Origin of the sequence: Methylohalomonas lacus (genome assembly GCF_024808875.1) — a bacterium.
GTDB classification, from domain to species: domain Bacteria; phylum Pseudomonadota; class Gammaproteobacteria; order Methylohalomonadales; family Methylohalomonadaceae; genus Methylohalomonas; species Methylohalomonas lacus.
Genome location: NZ_JANUCT010000006.1, coordinates 75804 through 91251 on the forward strand (window position 1 = coordinate 75804; position 15448 = coordinate 91251).

General features: G+C 61.0%; 16 protein-coding genes. 13 read left to right on the forward strand and 3 right to left on the reverse strand.

Annotation, left to right across the window (positions count from 1 at the left end; translation table 11 throughout):
* Positions 1-152 precede the first annotated feature (152 nt).
* Genes mltF through J2T55_RS05435 form a run of 5 tightly spaced genes read left to right on the forward strand, consistent with a single transcriptional unit; the run spans position 153 to position 3676 of the window.
* Positions 153-1568, forward strand: coding sequence for a membrane-bound lytic murein transglycosylase MltF (gene mltF, locus J2T55_RS05415; RefSeq protein ID WP_259054693.1), 1416 nt, complete (start codon positions 153-155; stop codon positions 1566-1568).
* Positions 1568-2563 carry a serine/threonine protein kinase gene (locus tag J2T55_RS05420; RefSeq protein WP_259054694.1) on the forward strand — a complete coding sequence of 332 codons (996 nt, stop codon included), beginning with the start codon at positions 1568-1570 and terminating at the stop codon, positions 2561-2563. The genes mltF and J2T55_RS05420 overlap by 1 nt, the downstream gene beginning before the upstream one ends.
* A gap of 24 nt (positions 2564-2587) precedes the next feature.
* Positions 2588-2944, forward strand: coding sequence for a DUF3301 domain-containing protein (locus tag J2T55_RS05425; RefSeq protein WP_259054696.1), 357 nt, complete (start codon positions 2588-2590; stop codon positions 2942-2944).
* Positions 2945-2994: 50 nt separating this feature from the next.
* Positions 2995-3477 carry a YajQ family cyclic di-GMP-binding protein gene (locus tag J2T55_RS05430; protein WP_259054697.1) on the forward strand — a complete coding sequence of 161 codons (483 nt, stop codon included), beginning with the start codon at positions 2995-2997 and terminating at the stop codon, positions 3475-3477.
* A gap of 13 nt (positions 3478-3490) precedes the next feature.
* Positions 3491-3676 (forward strand): CPXCG motif-containing cysteine-rich protein, encoded by a 186-nt coding sequence (locus tag J2T55_RS05435; RefSeq protein WP_259054698.1) that lies wholly within the window; start codon positions 3491-3493, stop codon positions 3674-3676.
* A 15-nt stretch (positions 3677-3691) separates the two neighbouring features.
* On the opposite strand, the gene J2T55_RS05440 is transcribed toward J2T55_RS05435, so the two are convergent.
* Positions 3692-5899 (reverse strand): cyclic nucleotide-binding domain-containing protein, encoded by a 2208-nt coding sequence (locus J2T55_RS05440; RefSeq protein WP_259054699.1) that lies wholly within the window; start codon positions 5897-5899, stop codon positions 3692-3694.
* 482 nt (positions 5900-6381) lie between these two features.
* Between J2T55_RS05440 and J2T55_RS05445 the strand changes: the two genes are divergently transcribed.
* On the forward strand, positions 6382-6645 hold the full coding sequence (locus J2T55_RS05445; RefSeq protein WP_259054700.1) for a hypothetical protein: 264 nt from the start codon (positions 6382-6384) through the stop codon (positions 6643-6645).
* 20 nt (positions 6646-6665) lie between these two features.
* Here the strand turns inward: J2T55_RS05445 and J2T55_RS05450 are convergent, their stop codons facing one another.
* Entirely contained in the window at positions 6666-9014 is a 2349-nt protein-coding gene (locus J2T55_RS05450; protein WP_259054701.1) for a cyclic nucleotide-binding domain-containing protein, read from the reverse strand.
* Between the two features lie 158 nt (positions 9015-9172).
* Here J2T55_RS05450 and J2T55_RS05455 point away from each other — a divergent pair, with 158 nt between their 5' ends.
* The 7 genes from J2T55_RS05455 (at position 9173) to J2T55_RS05485 (ending at position 15301) form a co-directional block, all read left to right on the forward strand.
* Positions 9173-9856, forward strand: coding sequence for a cation/multidrug efflux pump (locus J2T55_RS05455; RefSeq protein ID WP_259054702.1), 684 nt, complete (start codon positions 9173-9175; stop codon positions 9854-9856).
* 78 nt (positions 9857-9934) lie between these two features.
* On the forward strand, positions 9935-10258 hold the full coding sequence (locus J2T55_RS05460; RefSeq protein WP_259054703.1) for a multidrug transporter: 324 nt from the start codon (positions 9935-9937) through the stop codon (positions 10256-10258).
* Positions 10212-10907 (forward strand): Tll0287-like domain-containing protein, encoded by a 696-nt coding sequence (locus tag J2T55_RS05465; protein ID WP_259054705.1) that lies wholly within the window; start codon positions 10212-10214, stop codon positions 10905-10907. The genes J2T55_RS05460 and J2T55_RS05465 overlap by 47 nt, the downstream gene beginning before the upstream one ends.
* An 11-nt stretch (positions 10908-10918) precedes the next feature.
* On the forward strand, positions 10919-12031 hold the full coding sequence (gene ald, locus J2T55_RS05470) for an alanine dehydrogenase (protein ID WP_259054706.1): 1113 nt from the start codon (positions 10919-10921) through the stop codon (positions 12029-12031).
* Position 12032: 1 nt separating this feature from the next.
* Complete coding sequence (locus J2T55_RS05475; RefSeq protein ID WP_259054707.1) at positions 12033-12956, forward strand: malate dehydrogenase; 924 nt, start codon at positions 12033-12035, stop codon at positions 12954-12956.
* Between the two features lie 78 nt (positions 12957-13034).
* Complete coding sequence (locus J2T55_RS05480) at positions 13035-13775, forward strand: SDR family NAD(P)-dependent oxidoreductase (protein WP_259054708.1); 741 nt, start codon at positions 13035-13037, stop codon at positions 13773-13775.
* A gap of 2 nt (positions 13776-13777) precedes the next feature.
* Positions 13778-15301, forward strand: coding sequence for a cryptochrome/photolyase family protein (locus tag J2T55_RS05485; RefSeq protein ID WP_259054816.1), 1524 nt, complete (start codon positions 13778-13780; stop codon positions 15299-15301).
* Positions 15302-15309: 8 nt separating this feature from the next.
* Here J2T55_RS05485 and J2T55_RS05490 read toward each other — a convergent pair whose 3' ends face one another.
* Positions 15310-15447 (reverse strand): DUF2256 domain-containing protein, encoded by a 138-nt coding sequence (locus tag J2T55_RS05490; RefSeq protein WP_259054709.1) that lies wholly within the window; start codon positions 15445-15447, stop codon positions 15310-15312.
* Position 15448: the final 1 nt, after the last annotated feature.

A 15448-nucleotide genomic window follows, 5' to 3' on the forward strand; every position in this document is an offset into this window, starting at 1 on the left:
GACCGCAAGACACCACTTGCCGTCGTCGACACTATCGCTGCAGGCAAGGGTGCGTAGCTTACGGGCAGCGTCCCGGCTTCGCAAGTCCATCCCCCGGTCCCGACCTGGTTAATTTGATGAATTATCGTCGCGGCGGCGGCCGAGGCTGTAAAATGGATCTAATGGGTCGTTCGTTTATTTTACTCGCCATTTTGCTGCTCGGCAGCCACGGTTGCAGCCGGGAGCCGGCAGAGCAGCCGGATCGGCTGGAACATATCCGCGAAACCGGCGTTTTGCAGGTCATCACGCGCAGCAGCCCCACCACCTACTATACCGACGCCAATGGCCCGGCCGGCATGGAATACGAGCTGGCACGCCAGTTTGCCGATGAGCTGGGTGTCGAGCTGCAGATGATCGTGGCGCGCGGTGCCGGCGACATTGAGCCCATTCTGCAAAATGGCCGTGCCGATCTGGCCGCCGCCGGGCTGGCGGCCACCGAATTGCGTCGCCAGAAATTGCGCTTCGGCCCGACCTATCTGGAAATACGCCAGCAATTGGTCTATCGGCCCGGCACGCGCAAGCCCGACTCGCTGGCCGAGCTCGACGGCAGACTCGGCGTAGTCACGGGCAGCGCCCTCGAGGAACGGCTGCAACAACTGCAGACAGAGCATGCCGAACTGCAATGGACGAGCTACCGCAACAAATCACAGCAGGAACTACTGGAGATGGTTGCCAACGGCGAACTCGACTACACCGTCGCCAATGCCAACGAGATTGCCCATGCACGGCGCTACTACGCCGATGTCGCCGTCGCCTTTGACCTGAGCGAAGCACTGGAGGTCGCCTGGGCGCTGGCGGCCGACGACGATCCCTCACTATACGAGGCGGTCCAGCACTTTTTCGAAGCGCAGCGCGCATCCGGCCAGCTTGCCGAACTGCGCGAGCGCTACCAGGGCACTATCCGCGAATTCGATTATGTCGATACGCGGACATTCCTGCAGCGCATCGCCGAGCGGCTGCCGCGCTACCGGGCTGATTTCCGCGCGGCAGCCGATGCCGAGGGCTTCGACTGGCGTCTGCTGGCGGCGGTTGCCTACCAGGAATCGCACTGGGATCCGGACGCCCTGTCACCCACCGGAGTGCGCGGCATGATGATGCTGACCCGGACGACTGCCGAACGTGTTGGCGTCGACGACCGCACTGACGCGCAGCAAAGCATTCATGGCGGCGCCCGTTACCTGCGCGAAGTCGTCGGCAAGTTCCCGGAACGCATTCCGGAACCGGACCGGTTATGGCTGGCACTGGCCGCCTACAACATCGGCTTCGGCCACCTCGAGGATGCCCGCCGGCTTACCGAGGCCCGGGGCGGAGATCCGGATCGCTGGGCCGACGTGCGTGACCACCTGCCCTTGTTGAGCCAGAAAAAGTGGTACACACAGACCCGCTACGGTTACGCTCGCGGCCGCGAACCGGTACAGTTCGTGCGCAACGTCCGTGGCTACTACGCGGTGCTGACATGGCTGGATGACCAGCGCAACAACAGCCTCCGGCCGTTGGCGCCACCACAGATCATTTCACCGGTACTTTAATGAACGCGCCGAGCAATCATCCGTACGAAAACCTGACCCCGGACACTATTCTCGATGCCGTCGACGCGCTCGGCTTTCGCTGCGATGGTCGGCTGCAGGCGCTGAACAGCTACGAAAACCGCGTCTTCCAGCTCGGCCAGGAAGACAACGCCCAGCTGCTGGTGGTGAAATTTTACCGGCCAGGGCGCTGGAGTGACGCTGCCATCCGCGAGGAACACGACTTCACCCTGGAACTCGCTGCACAGGAACTGCCGGTACTCGCGCCACTGGTGGTGGCCGAAGAAACGCTACATACCCATGACGGTTTTCGCTTCGCCGTCTATCCGAGCCAGGGCGGCCGCGCACCGGAACTCGATCGCAGCGACGACCTGGAACAGCTCGGCCGCAGCCTCGCCCGCCTGCACAACATCGGCGCGCTACAGGCCTTTGAACACCGGCCGCAGCTCGACATCACCAGCCACGGCTACAGCGCCCGTGACACCGTGCTGGACAGCGGCCTGCTGCCCGACGACACCCGGGCATCCTACCAGGCCATTGCCGACCAGTTGCTTGCCGGTATCGAACGCTGTTTCGAACGCGCCGGCGATGTCGGCCGAATCAGGCTGCACGGCGACTGCCACCCGGGCAATATCCTGCGCCGCGACGAAACCCAGTGGCTGCTGGACTTCGACGACTGCTGCATGGGGCCGGCGATGCAGGACCTGTGGCTGTTTCTGTCCGGCGACCGCGACTACATGCAGGCGCGCCTCAATGACCTGGTCGAGGGCTATAGCGCATTCCGGCGCTTCGATCCGCGCGAGCTGCACCTGATCGAGGGGCTGCGCGGCCTGCGCATGCTCAATCACGCTGCCTGGCTGGCACGGCGCTGGGACGATCCGGCGTTCCCGCAGGCGTTTCCGTATTTCAACACGCGCCGATACTGGGACGACTACATTCTCAACCTGCGCGAACAGGCCGGCCAGCTCGATGAGCCGCCGCTACAGTGGCTGCTGTAGCCAGCGTCGAGCACACCAGACGCCATGCTGACATTCCAGGAGCTACTGGTATTCGCGCTGCTAATCGGCCTGCTGATTGGCTTCTGGGCCAGCAGCCTGCGGGCGCGCGAACAGGCCTTGATCAGTTGCCGCCGCATCTGCCGCGAATTCAACACCCAGCTGCTGGACCAGACCGTGAGCTTGACCCGACTGCGGCCGTCACGCGACGGGCGCGGTCGCCTGGTACTGAGCCGACAGTATTCTTTCGAGTTCAGTCCTGACGGCCAGACCCGCTATACTGGTCGTCTGTACATGCTCGGCATGCGCGCGCAAAGCGCACAGCTGGATCTGCCCGACGGCACTACGCTGGTATCGCCGGCCGGTCGGCGCCTGGACAGTTGACAAGCACAGCTGAAACGCGCTGCCGAACCCAATGATTGAAGGATAACACCATGCCCTCTTTTGACATCGTCTCCGAAGTAGACCTGCACGAACTCGGCAACGCCGTTGACCAGACCAACCGCGAGGTCGGCACGCGCTTTGACTTCAAGGGCAGTAAAGCGCATGTCGAGCAGAACGAACACGAATTGACCCTGGTGGCACCGTCGGAATACCAGGTCAAACAGATGGCCGAGATGCTCGACGGCAAACTCGCCAAGCGTGGTATCGACGTTGGCTGCCTGGAGCGCGGCCGCATCACCGAGACCAATAATGAAGCGCGCCAGGTCATCACGGTACGCCACGGCATTGACCAGGAACTCGGCAAGACGATCAGCAAGCGCATCAAGTCCAGCGGTCTGAAGGTCCAGGCCTCGATTCAGGGCGAACAGGTGCGCGTGACCGGCAAGAAACGCGACGATCTGCAGGAAGTGATGTCGATGTTGCGCGAGGCCAAGCTCGGCCTGCCGTTGCAGTTCACCAATTTCCGTGACTGAGCCGGGGATGACAATGGCGGGTCTTCACGAACAACGCATCAGCTGCCCCTTTTGCGGCGAGAACATCACCCTGCTACTGGATCTGTCAGTGCCGGAACAGGACCTGATCGAGGACTGCCAGGTATGCTGTCAGCCCATGCAGTTGCACTATGGTGTCGATGCCGATGACAATATCTGGATCGATGTCCAGCAGGCCTGACGGCCGGGTACCGGACTAGGCGCTGCCGTTGTTTTTGGCACGGCTCTCGGCAATCGTTTCCAGCTCGGCATTGATATCCGACAACAGCAGGTCATCGCGGGTGCGCTCCTGTTCCTCGGTGGCCGCTGCCTCCTTCTGCATGCGCTGCATGGTGGACTCGTAACGCTGGATCAGTGCTTGCTGTTTCGCCGAACGCGGTTGCTGTGCCTGCTCCTGCATCCAGTTTTCGATCTCGGCATTCATGTCTTCAAGCAGATCCGATTCGGCCTGTTCGGTCCTGGCCAGTGCTGCGGCATTTTCCTGCTGTTCGTCCAGCGCATGCTGATGCTCCTGCTCGGCTTCTTCATAACGCGCCGTCGCCGCACGCAGCGCCGTATCAGAGTCGCTATTGCGTTCATCCTTATTCGCCGTACCAGCTGCAGCTTCTTCCTGCAGCGCCTGACGCACGGACTGGGTTGCCTGCTTGTCGATCAGGGTCTGCTGAACCTTTGCCGACAGCTGCTGTGCCTGGCTCTGCAACTGCTCGCGTTCCTGACTGAGCTTTTCCTTGCTGTCCTGGTAATCGCTGAACTCTTCATTACCGGCCGCCAATTCGTCGCCGATTTGGCTGACTAGCTCGTGCGCCGCTTCGGTCTGTACCTGGCGGCGCTGTTCTTCGCTGGCCCGCAGATCTTCATTGAATCGATCGAACTCAGCCTCGAGCGCGTCCGGACTATCGCCGGCACTATCACTGATGCCATGCAGACGCTTTTCCGCCCTCTGTTTTTCCTGCTGCAGGCGTTCGATCTCGGCCTCGCGCGCCTGGTATTGCTCGGTAATGCGCTTGCGCTCCTCGGCAACACGCTGCTCGATCAGGGTGTTCAGGTTGGAAACACGGCGTTCCATCGCCTGCTCACGCTGGCGGACACCCGCATACAGGCGCTGCTTTTCCTCCACCAGACGCTTTTGCAATTGCTGGGTCTGCTCCAGCATTTCGCGAACCTGCCGGGACTGTGTATTCAGGCGTTCACGCTCGGCATGCATTTGCACCACCGCGGCGCGCTCGGCTTCGCGGCGTGCCGCCTCGGCGTCCCGCTTCAGGCGCATGGCATTATCGACCTGGCGCAACAACCCGGTCAGTTCATTACGTAATGACTGCAACAGCGGATCGCTGTTGTTATTGATCGTGATCTCTTCGCTTTCCGGCAACGGTCCGTCATAACCGCGCGCCACCACCAGCCCGCCCTGCAGCCAGCTGACGGTATAACCCTGTACGGCGAGCACGAAAGCGGCGACCGCACTGCGCGCACCGGAATCGCAAACGACGAGGTAGTGCTTGTCCTTGTCCAGCGCATGGCGACCGTTTACCAGATCCGTAACGGCCACATGGCGGGCGTCCACCTGCGGGTCAGCCGTAACCTCGGCCGTTTCGCGGACATCGAGCCACTGCGCGCCCTGCTGCAGATGCTGCCGTGCCATTGCTTCATCCAGCCGATCGAATAGCGGCAGGTTGAGCAGTTCATCGAACGATCGCTGTGACAGACGCAGTAATGCGCCGTCACTGTGCATGGTCACGGTCATGCTGTGCGGCACGCCGGCGAGCAGGCTCACTTCACCGAACCAGTCGCCGGGACCAAGTTGCGCGATCGTTTCCAGGACACGGCCGCGCTCGTCACAGTACGCCACGTCACAGTGCCCGGACTGAATAATGTAGAAAGCACCGTCGTGGCTGTTCTGTTCAATAACATTCTGCCCGGCACTGAAGGCCAGCGCTTCGCATTGACTGAAAAGCTGCTGCAGGTTGGCCGCCGGCAGGCGTTTGAACAGTGGCGACTCGAGCAGGCGCTGCAGCCAGTCTGAGGTTTCACCGCTGGCCTGGTCTGTTGCCAGTAATGGCTGCAACAGCGCCGGCAACAGCAGGGCATCAAACCAGCCGCGGTCGAGACATAACACGCTGCTGTCACTGAGCGCGCGCGCCGTGGCCAGACGCGGCTGCAATGGTGCCAGGGGCAAACAGTCACCGGCTTCAACCTGCCACCGGCTGCCATTCGACCGCAGTTCCAACCGGCCCTCGATCAGATAGTGCACGGTCGAGTCGACCGCACCCGTTTCAAACAGCCGGGCGCCCTTGTGCAAGGGCCGCAACTCAGCCTGACTGAACAGCAACTGTCGCCGTGTCGCAGACAGTGCCGCCAGCGGCTGTAACTGCTGAAAAGCGGGATCAGCGGACTGTGGCGCTTTCATGGAGTCACCCTACTCTGCCGATAGGTCAATAGCCAGTAAGCAATATGTGCCTGAAAACGGGCACCGCGCGGTCGGCACCGCAACAGGCCCGGTTATCACGTCGTCAGTAAAGCAGAACCGCCCTGGCAACGGGCAGCAAAAGCGGCGAACTGTGACTGTCATCACGGGCCCGGGCAAGGGAGTGTGAACTGCGCCTCACCTTGTTCGGGCGGCCTGTGCCAGCGCCGATTGTCGGGATGGGGCGACAGTTTTGCGCCAATACTGCCGTAACACGGCACTCTGCATGCCGGTCCGTCACCCGGCCAGGGTCGTGACCGTGCCTACCCGTCGTTCAATAAGCATTTGTTTTAACGTTTTTTTTAGCTTCATTCGGGAACCGCGACGGCTACTTCCAGACGCCCGGCCGTTGTGGCACAGCTCTTGCGATACCTCTATCAACAAGCACTGACGCAGCACGAGCTGCCCGAAGGGAGATGCAAAACATGAAATTCGAACAGATGATGCCCGCCAGCGACCTCGAGAAGGCCTGTATCTGGGATATATTCCGGGCCGAGGATCGACTCTGGGACATCGAGGCGGAACTGCTCAACGATCTGCACTACTACGAGCGTCGTGCCGCATCCATGGCACAGGCCGCCACACAGGCCGACCGGGCATTACTGACCATCTACAAAAGCCATATCCGGCGCATCAATGGCCTGCTGTCGCGGTTACCACAGCAACAGGCACGCGATACCGCGGACTGAGCCAGCACCGCTGAATCGTACTACTTCTTGTCGCCGAGCTGATCGGCTATTTCATCCAGCAGGCTACGCGCGGCATTCTGTGATTCGCGCTTGGCAGCTTCCGAGCGTTCCTTGATTCGACGGATGTGCTCCGCCTGTTTATTCAGTACTTCCTGAGACGGGGCTTCCAGTTCATTCTCCGTCAGCCACTCTGACACCTCGTTTTCTATCTGCTCACGCAGTTTCTGCTCTTCCGCCGATTGCCGGGCCAGGCCACGAACATTGCTGTCCTGGGCGGCCTGGACCTTTTGCTGCGCTTTTTCGGCCTCGGCGAACTCGGCCCGCGCCTGTTGCGCCTCGGCTTCCGCCGCCTGCACCCGCTGCTGCAGATCGCGGTCCTTGCGCTCGCTGTCCTGTGCCATTTTGATCTTCAGTTTCGCCAGCTGCGCCTCGGCCCCCTGGCGCGCAGCCTCGGCATCCTGTTTGGCCTTGTCCGCCGCACTCATCGCTTCACGCAACTCGCGTGACTGTTTTTCCAGGCGTTCACGTTCGGCCTTGAGCTTGGCTTCCTCTTCCGCGCGTACTTTGGCATGCGCTTCCTTGAACTCGGCGATGATCTGCTGGGCCTCGTCGTTGGCCGCCTGACGCGCAGCCTCGGCCGCGGCTTTCTCACGCTGTGCCTCCTCAAGGGCCTCGTTGCTGCGCTGGTACTGCTCCGCCAGGTTCCGGCGCTCGGCCTCGATCTTGCGCATTGCCTCATCCTGAAGCTGCTTTTCCATGCTGGCCTGTTGCTGACGTTGCTGTTCGGCCTCGCGCTCGATCGCCGCTTTTGCCTCGCTGAGCTGCTGCTTGATGCTATCGGCTTCCTGCATGCGGCGCTGCGCCTCGGTGGAATCGGAATCGGCCTTTTCCTGTGCCGCCTTGATCTGTGCCTCGGCCTGCTGCTTGAGCGTACGCAGGCGTTCCATTTCCTTGGCGTTCTGCGCGTAAACCGCCTCGAGTTTTTCCTTCTGCTGTTTGAGTTGCTGCTCGGTTTCGGCACGCAGTTTCGCGATGCGTGACTCTTCGGCTTCGCGGTGCTTGCGCGCCTCTTCGGCTGCCTGTTGCTTGGCCGCTTCCAGGCGCGCGTGTTCGGCACGCAGCTTCTCGATCATGGCCTCGTATTCGGCGCGCTTGTCCGCGTTACGCTCGGCGTTGTTGTCTTCTGCCGCCTGTTCCACCTCGTAATTCGCGACTGCCGCTTCCGCCGCATAGGCCGAGGCGCGTACGTCGGCATCAACGATCTCCTCGGCCTGATCATCAGCCGCCACGCCGCTGGTCAGATCGTCCGCCGGGCAGTTCATCAGACCGCCATCCAGATAACTGGCCGTGTAACCCTGTTGCGTCAACAGAAAAGCTGCCACTGAGCTGCGGCCGCCGGAATCACAGTAGGCGATATAGTGCCGGTCCGATTGCAGCGTGCTGGTGTCGCCGCGCAGGCTGGCCAGTGGCAGGTTGAGGCTGTCCTCGATATGTGACTGGGCGTATTCCTCGGGCAGGCGCACATCCAGCCAACAGGCCCCGGCCGCAATACGCTGACAGGCGTCAGCATAATTCAACCAGCTCAGTGCCGGTTTCTTGATAAGCTCGATGAAGTGTTCCTTGGTCAGCCGCATCAGCACGCCATCGCTGAGCATGCGCACACTGGCGTTGCGTTGGGCATCGGCGAGCAGAGCTTCTTCACCGAAACCATCGCCAGGACCGAGCTCCGCGAGCCTGATGGGATCGCCGCCGTCCGCAGAGCGGCATAGCACCTCGCAACGGCCCTCCTGGACAATGTAGTAATAATCGCCTGGACCACCCTGTTCAATCACCCAATCACCGTGGCTGAATTCCACCGGTTCGAGTACGGTGAACAGCTGGTGGATGTTGGCGGTAGGCAGTCGTGAAAACAGCTCCGACTGCAAAATACGGGTCATCCAGTCGATTTCCTCACCGCCGTTGTCGAGTTCACTGATCTCGACATTGCTGTCAGTCCGCGACTGGTTCTCTTGCTGCTCAACCACCAGCAGCTTGTCGAGCGCGGGGCGTTTGACCTGCAATACGGTCGCGCGGCTGGCGGCACGCGCCGAAAACTGGCGCGGCTGCAGCTGGGCGATGGGATAGCGGGCGGAATCACTACCGCCCTTCAGTGTGCTGTGGGTCTGACCATCGGCCTGCATTTCGAGTTCGCCGGCGAGCAGATAATACGAGAAATCATCACGATCACCCTGCTGGAACAGGTAGCGACCGCGTGGCAGATCGAGGATTTCCGAACGCTTGATGACCTCGTCCTGATAGCGCTGTGCCAGGCTGAATATTGGCACCAACTGGCGTATGGTCTCGGTAAATTGTTCCTTCACATCGGCCATGACGAGTCGTCTCAACGGAACGGTCAACCCGTGACGGGCGGACCTGGCGAACCTGCGGGCTCATGCCTGAGTCTTATTATAGAATGCCTGATATTGACAGACCGCTGCAATACGCAGCATCGGCATTGGCACCGGTCAAACCATTGACAACCCGTTGAATGCGTATGGATATCATCACGCAAATACCCGGCAGTATCGGCATCGGCAGCGCCGTATTGCTGTCACTCGGCCTGCTGTTTTTCATTATCGCCTGCACGCGCCTGCGCCGGCGGCGCTGGCTCGGTGCCGGCGGCCATGGCCTGTTCAGTATCACGCTCCTGGCCATAGCCCTGGCGCTGGCGGCCGTGGGCTTCAACCTGCACACCTACCAGCGGCTCACACATGAACGCGACGTTGCCGAAATCAGCTTCCGGCAACTGGCACCGCAGCGTTTCCAGGTACGCATACACTATCCCGACGACAAGCGTTATCAGGAACTGCAACTGTCCGGGGACGCCTGGCAGATCGATGCACGCGTACTCAAATGGCGTGGCCCGGCCCTGCTGGCCGGACTCGACAGCGGTTATCGTCTGGAACGCATCAGCGGTCGTTACGAAAACATCGAGGCCGAGCGCAACCAGACGCGCAGCGTCCATGCACTCAGCGATAACCCCGGTGTCGATCTCTGGTCGCTGACACGGCGTTTTGAGCGCTGGCTGCCGTGGCTGGATGCGGGTTACGGTAGCGCCACCTATCTGCCCATGCGCGACGACGCCCGTTACCGGATCAGCATGACGCAGACCGGACTTATTGCCCGCGCCAGTAACGCCGCCGGGCAGCAGGCCATCGATGCCTGGCATTAGCCCCGTTTCAAGTTGACGGCACGCACCGACAGCACTACAAGGGGAACCAGGCGCAACAGGATCATTATGGAGTTCACCATGCACCGACTATTCACTATCGCCCTGCTAGCGGGCCTACTGGCCGCTCCGGTCAATGCCGCCGACAATAATGGGGAAGCACAGCGCAGCTATTCACCGACCGCCACGGACATGATCGTCGACGGTCTGGTGATACGGCCCCTGTCGCTGGCTGCAACCGTGGTCGGCAGTGCCCTGTTCGTCGTTACGCTGCCGTTCAGTGCCATCGGCGGTAATGTCGACGAGGCCGGCCAGGCGCTGGTCGCGGATCCGGCACAGGCGACCTTCGGCAACTGCCTTGGCTGCATCCCCGGCCACCAGGAACGCCGCCGGCGTCACGACTGAGCAGCGCCGCATGCACATCATCCGGCTGCTTGTGATCGCACTCTGGGCAATGCCGCTGGCTGCCCAGGACAACACCCCCGCCAACCTCAGCGAGCAGGGTCGCGAGCGGATTCAGCAGTTCGCCGGCCGTCTGCAAGACGAATTGCAGCAGGCCATGGCGGACGGTGGCCCGGTCAATGCCATCGATGTTTGCAAGGTCCAGGCACCGGCCATCGCCCGCGAACTGTCGACGGATGGCTGGCAGGTCAGGCGCGTCAGCCTGCAACCCCGCAACCCCGACAACGCCGCCGACGAATTCGAGCGGCGCACGCTGCGGGATTTTGAAGACAAGCAGGCACGCGGCTGGCAGGTCGAGCGTCTCGCCTACTACAAGATGCAGCAGCACCAGCAGGGCGAACGGGCATTCAGCGAATTCCGTTATCTCAAGGCGATTCCGACCCGGTCGCTGTGTCTGACCTGTCATGGCGACAACATACCCGCCGAGGTAAAAGCGAAACTCGATACGCTCTACCCCGACGACCAGGCGCGCGGCTATCAGCTCGGCGACATTCGCGGTGCCTTTTCACTGCGCAAACGTATTAACGACGTTACCGTGCCACAATCTGAAGCCAATGCCGGTACAACAGTACTGGACGACTACCGGGACTGAAGCGGTAGGCCATGCAGATAGGGCTTGTCAGGGAAACCAAGGATCAGGAACGGCGCGTGGCGTTGACGCCGAGCGGGGTCGCAGAACTGGCCACCGCCGGTCACGGCATCCGCGTGGAAACCGGCGCCGGTGACGCGATCGGGTTCAGCGATGTCGACTATCAACAGGCCGGTGCGCAAATCGTCGATACTGCAGCGGCGTGGGATAATGAACTGGTGGTCAAGGTCAAGGAACCCCTGGCGAACGAGTACGAGTATTTTGACGGCCAGATCCTGTTTGCCTTTCTGCACCTCGCCGGCAGTCCGGTGACCCTGACCAAGGCCTTGATCAAGGGTAAGGTCAGCGCCATCGCCTATGAACTCGTCGGTGATGACAACGGCTACTATCCATTGCTGGCACCGATGAGCGCCATCGCCGGCAACATGGCCACCACGGTCGGTGCCCATTATCTGGCACGGACCAACGGCGGCAAGGGCGTACAACTGGGCCGGCTGCTGGAGCAACGTCACGGCCGGGTACTGGTGATCGGCAATGGCGTGGTGGGTTGTCACGCCGCCCGCACGGCGGACGCACTGGGTGCGCGGGTCTGGCTGTTCGGCCGCGACGGGGAGAAATTCGCACAGCAGCGCGAGCAGTTCTCGCCCGAGCTGACGTTCGTCGAATCAACCGATGCCAGCATCCGCGAACACATCGCTGACGCCGACCTCGTTATCGGTGCCGTATTACAGCCTGCCGATCGCGCCCCCTATGTTGTCAGCCGCGACATGATTGCCAGCATGCAGCCCGGTTCGGTGGTGGTCGACGTCAGTATCGATCAGGGCGGCTGCATTGAAACCGCGCGCGCCACCTGTCACAGCAAACCGGTCTATCGCGAGGCGGACGTGATTCACTACGCCGTCACCAACATGCCCAGCGCCTATCCGCGGACTGCCACGCAGGCATTGACCGCGGCCAGCCTGCCGTATGTGCTGCAACTGGCCAACGCGGGTATGGCCGCCTGCCGAAAAAACACCATGCTGGCACAGGCGATCAACACGCATCGCGGTCTCATTACCAACGCGACCATTGCCCGGGCCCTGCGGCTGGATCCGTTATACACACCCTTCAGCGAGATCGACGCCTGACATGAAGATTTCCGTTGTCGGCATCGGCCGCGTCGGCTCGACGCTGGCCTATACGCTGGTCATGCGCGGCCTGTGCAGCCGGCTTCTGCTCATCAACCGGCGAGCCGAAATCGCGGTGGGCGATGCCCACGATCTGCGTCATGCGGTGGCCTTCGTCGATCGCCAGATCGAGGTCGATGCCGGCAGCATCGCCGACAGCGCCGGTTCCGACATCATCGCCGTCTGCGCCTCGGTGTCGAACAGCAGCAGCGGCACCGATCGCATGGCGCTCGGTCCCGGCAATGCGGCATTGTTCGACGAACTCATTCCGCCGCTGGCGGCGGCCAGTCCGAACGCGATATTCCTGATCCTGACGAACCCGGTCGATGTCATGACCTACCATGCGTTGCAGCTGTCCGGTTTTCCGCCCGAGCGCGTCATCGGCACCGGCACATTAATCGACTCGGCACGCTTTCGCGAAATGCTGTCCGACGAGATCGGCATACACCCGGATGACCTGCGCGCCTACATTCTCGGCGAACACGGCCCGCACCAGTTCGCCGCGCTGAGCCAGGCACAGGTCGCCGGCGAACGTATTGAGAACAACGAACACCGCCGCGAGATGTTCCGCGCCGCCGTCGAGGCCGGCCACGAGGTCCTGCGCGCGAAGGGCCACACCAACTACGCCATCGCCCTGGCCGCGAGCCTGATCATCGAGGCAATCGTTCACGACACGCGGCGTACCGTACCGGTCAGCACCCTGATCGATGGCTGGCTGGGCGTGAACGATGTCTGCCTGAGCCTGCCGGTCGTCATCGGTCGGCCCGGCATTACCCGCATCCTGCACCCGCAACTCAATGACGAGGAAAGCGCCGCATTCCGCGACGCCGGTCGCGCCGTGCGTGATGCAATCGAATCAATCCTGAACAACTCCACTACAAAATGATCTTTTTTATCATCAACGCGAACTGGATATCGTCTGTGCTATCAATACCTGTTGAACATTGGCAGGATAGATTGAATCATGACGATGAGCCACAACAACTCAGCTGTAGTGATCTTCGGTGCGACCGGCGCGGTAGGCAGCGCACTTGCGCGGCATCTGAACCAGCAAGGTCGTGCAGTGCATTTATGGGGTCGCAATGAAGCCAAACTGAATACACTCAGCAAGGAACTCGACGCACCGTACAGTGCATTTGATGTGCTTGATGAGACTGCGATCAAGCACGCATATACGCAAATCCAGGGAGAACAACTGGCCGGCCTGGCTTTCTGCATCGGTTCCATCGTGCTCAAGCCCCTGCGCAAAGCAAGTGGCGACGATTTCATTTCTGCCTATCGGCTGAACGTGGTCGCCGCTGCACAGGCGATTCAACACGGCTGCCGATTACTGCAACAGGGCCAGGGCAGCGTAGTGCTGTTTTCCAGCATCGCGGCTACGCATGGCTTTCATAATCACGCGGTCATCGGCAGTGCCAAGGCCGGCGTTATTGGCCTGACCGTGTCGCTGGCTGCCGAACTGGCGCCCCAGGTACGCGTCAATTGCATCGCACCCAGCCTGACCCACTCCGACATGGCATCAAACCTCACCGGCAATAGCCGGATTGCCGGCAACCTGGCACGCCAGCATCCCCTGCAGCGACTTGGCCAACCTGACGATCATGCCAGTCTGGCAGCCTATTTACTCTCCACGCATAGCAGCTGGGTAACCGGTCAGGTGTTCTCTGTCGACGGCGGTCGCAGCAATCTCGAACTGCCGGGCTAGCGATTTTGAAAACCCTGCGTTTCATTCTTGGCGACCAGCTGTCACGGGAGCTGGCCAGCCTGCGTGATATCGACGCCGGGACTGATGTCGTCCTCATGGCCGAGGTCATGGACGAGGCCACCTACGTCCGCCATCACAAGAAAAAAATCGCTTTTGTTTTCTCCGCCATGCGCCACTTTGCCACCGAGTTACAGGATCGCGGCTACCAGGTCGATTATCGGCGACTCGATGATAGGCAATATGGCAAATCGCTCAGGGCAACACTAGTGCAGGCGGTAAAACGCCACAGACCGGATCGTGTGGTGGTCACGGAGCCCGGCGAGTGGCGCCTGCTGACAGACATGCGGGACTGGCAAAGTGCCTGCGGTCGACCCGTGGAAATTCGTGACGATGATCGCTTCCTCTGTGCGCGCAAACAATTCAATGACTGGTTTGACGCCCAGAAACAGCCGCGCATGGAATACTTTTACCGTCAGATGCGCCGCCAGACCGGTTATCTCATGGTGGCTGACAAGCCGGCGGGTGGCCGCTGGAATTTTGATACGGAGAATCGCAATCCACTCAAGGATAACGTCGAGCTGCCAGCCATCAAACAGTTCCGACCCGATGCGATCACCGCAGACGTTTTGACGCTGGTCGACGAACGTTTCGCCGATCATTTCGGCGAACTGACACCATTTCGTTTCGCCGTAACCCGTTCGCAGGCCCTGGCCGTATTGCGACACTTTATTGCCAACGCGCTGCCCCGCTTCGGCGACTACCAGGATGCGATGCTGCAGGACGAACGCTTCCTGTTTCATTCCATCCTGTCGCTGTATCTCAATATCGGTTTGCTGACGCCGCGCGAGGTCTGTGACCGTGTCGAAAACGCCTATCAGTCCGGTCATGTGCCGCTGAACTGCGCCGAGGGTTTCATCCGCCAGATTATCGGCTGGCGCGAATACGTTCGCGGCATTTACTTCCACGAGATGCCCGACTACGCCGACAACAATTATTTTTCTGCCCAGGGCAAGCTGCCGGTTTTCTACTGGACCGGTGAGACCGACATGAACTGCCTGCATCAGGTCATTAGCCAGACCCGAGACGAGGCCTATGCGCATCACATCCAGCGGCTGATGATCACCGGCAACTTTGCCATGCTGGCCGGGGTGGCGCCGGGCGAGATCCACGACTGGTATCTGCGCGTCTACGCTGACGCCTATGAATGGGTGGAGCTGCCGAATACGCTCGGCATGTCACAGTTCGCCGACGGTGGTCTGCTCGGCAGCAAACCCTACGCCGCCGGCGGCAATTACATCAACAAAATGTCGAACTATTGCCAGCACTGTCGCTATAAAGTCAGTGCCAAAAGCGGCCCTGATGCCTGCCCGTTCAATTATCTTTACTGGGACTTCCTGATCCGCAATCGCGATCAACTCGAGCACAACCGCCGACTGGCCTTTCCCTACAAACACCTGGCGCGGATGAGTGAGGAACGTATCGCCCAAATCCATCGTGACAGCCGTCGTTTTCTGCAATCGCTATAGGCAACACATCAGCGTTGCCCCCGGCAGCGCTCGGAACAGTACCTGACCTGATCCCAGCAACGCGCCCATTTACGCCGCCAGCTGAACGGTCGCTGGCAGACCGGACAGGTTTTCTGCGGCAAGTGCGCTTTTTTCCGTCCTGCCATT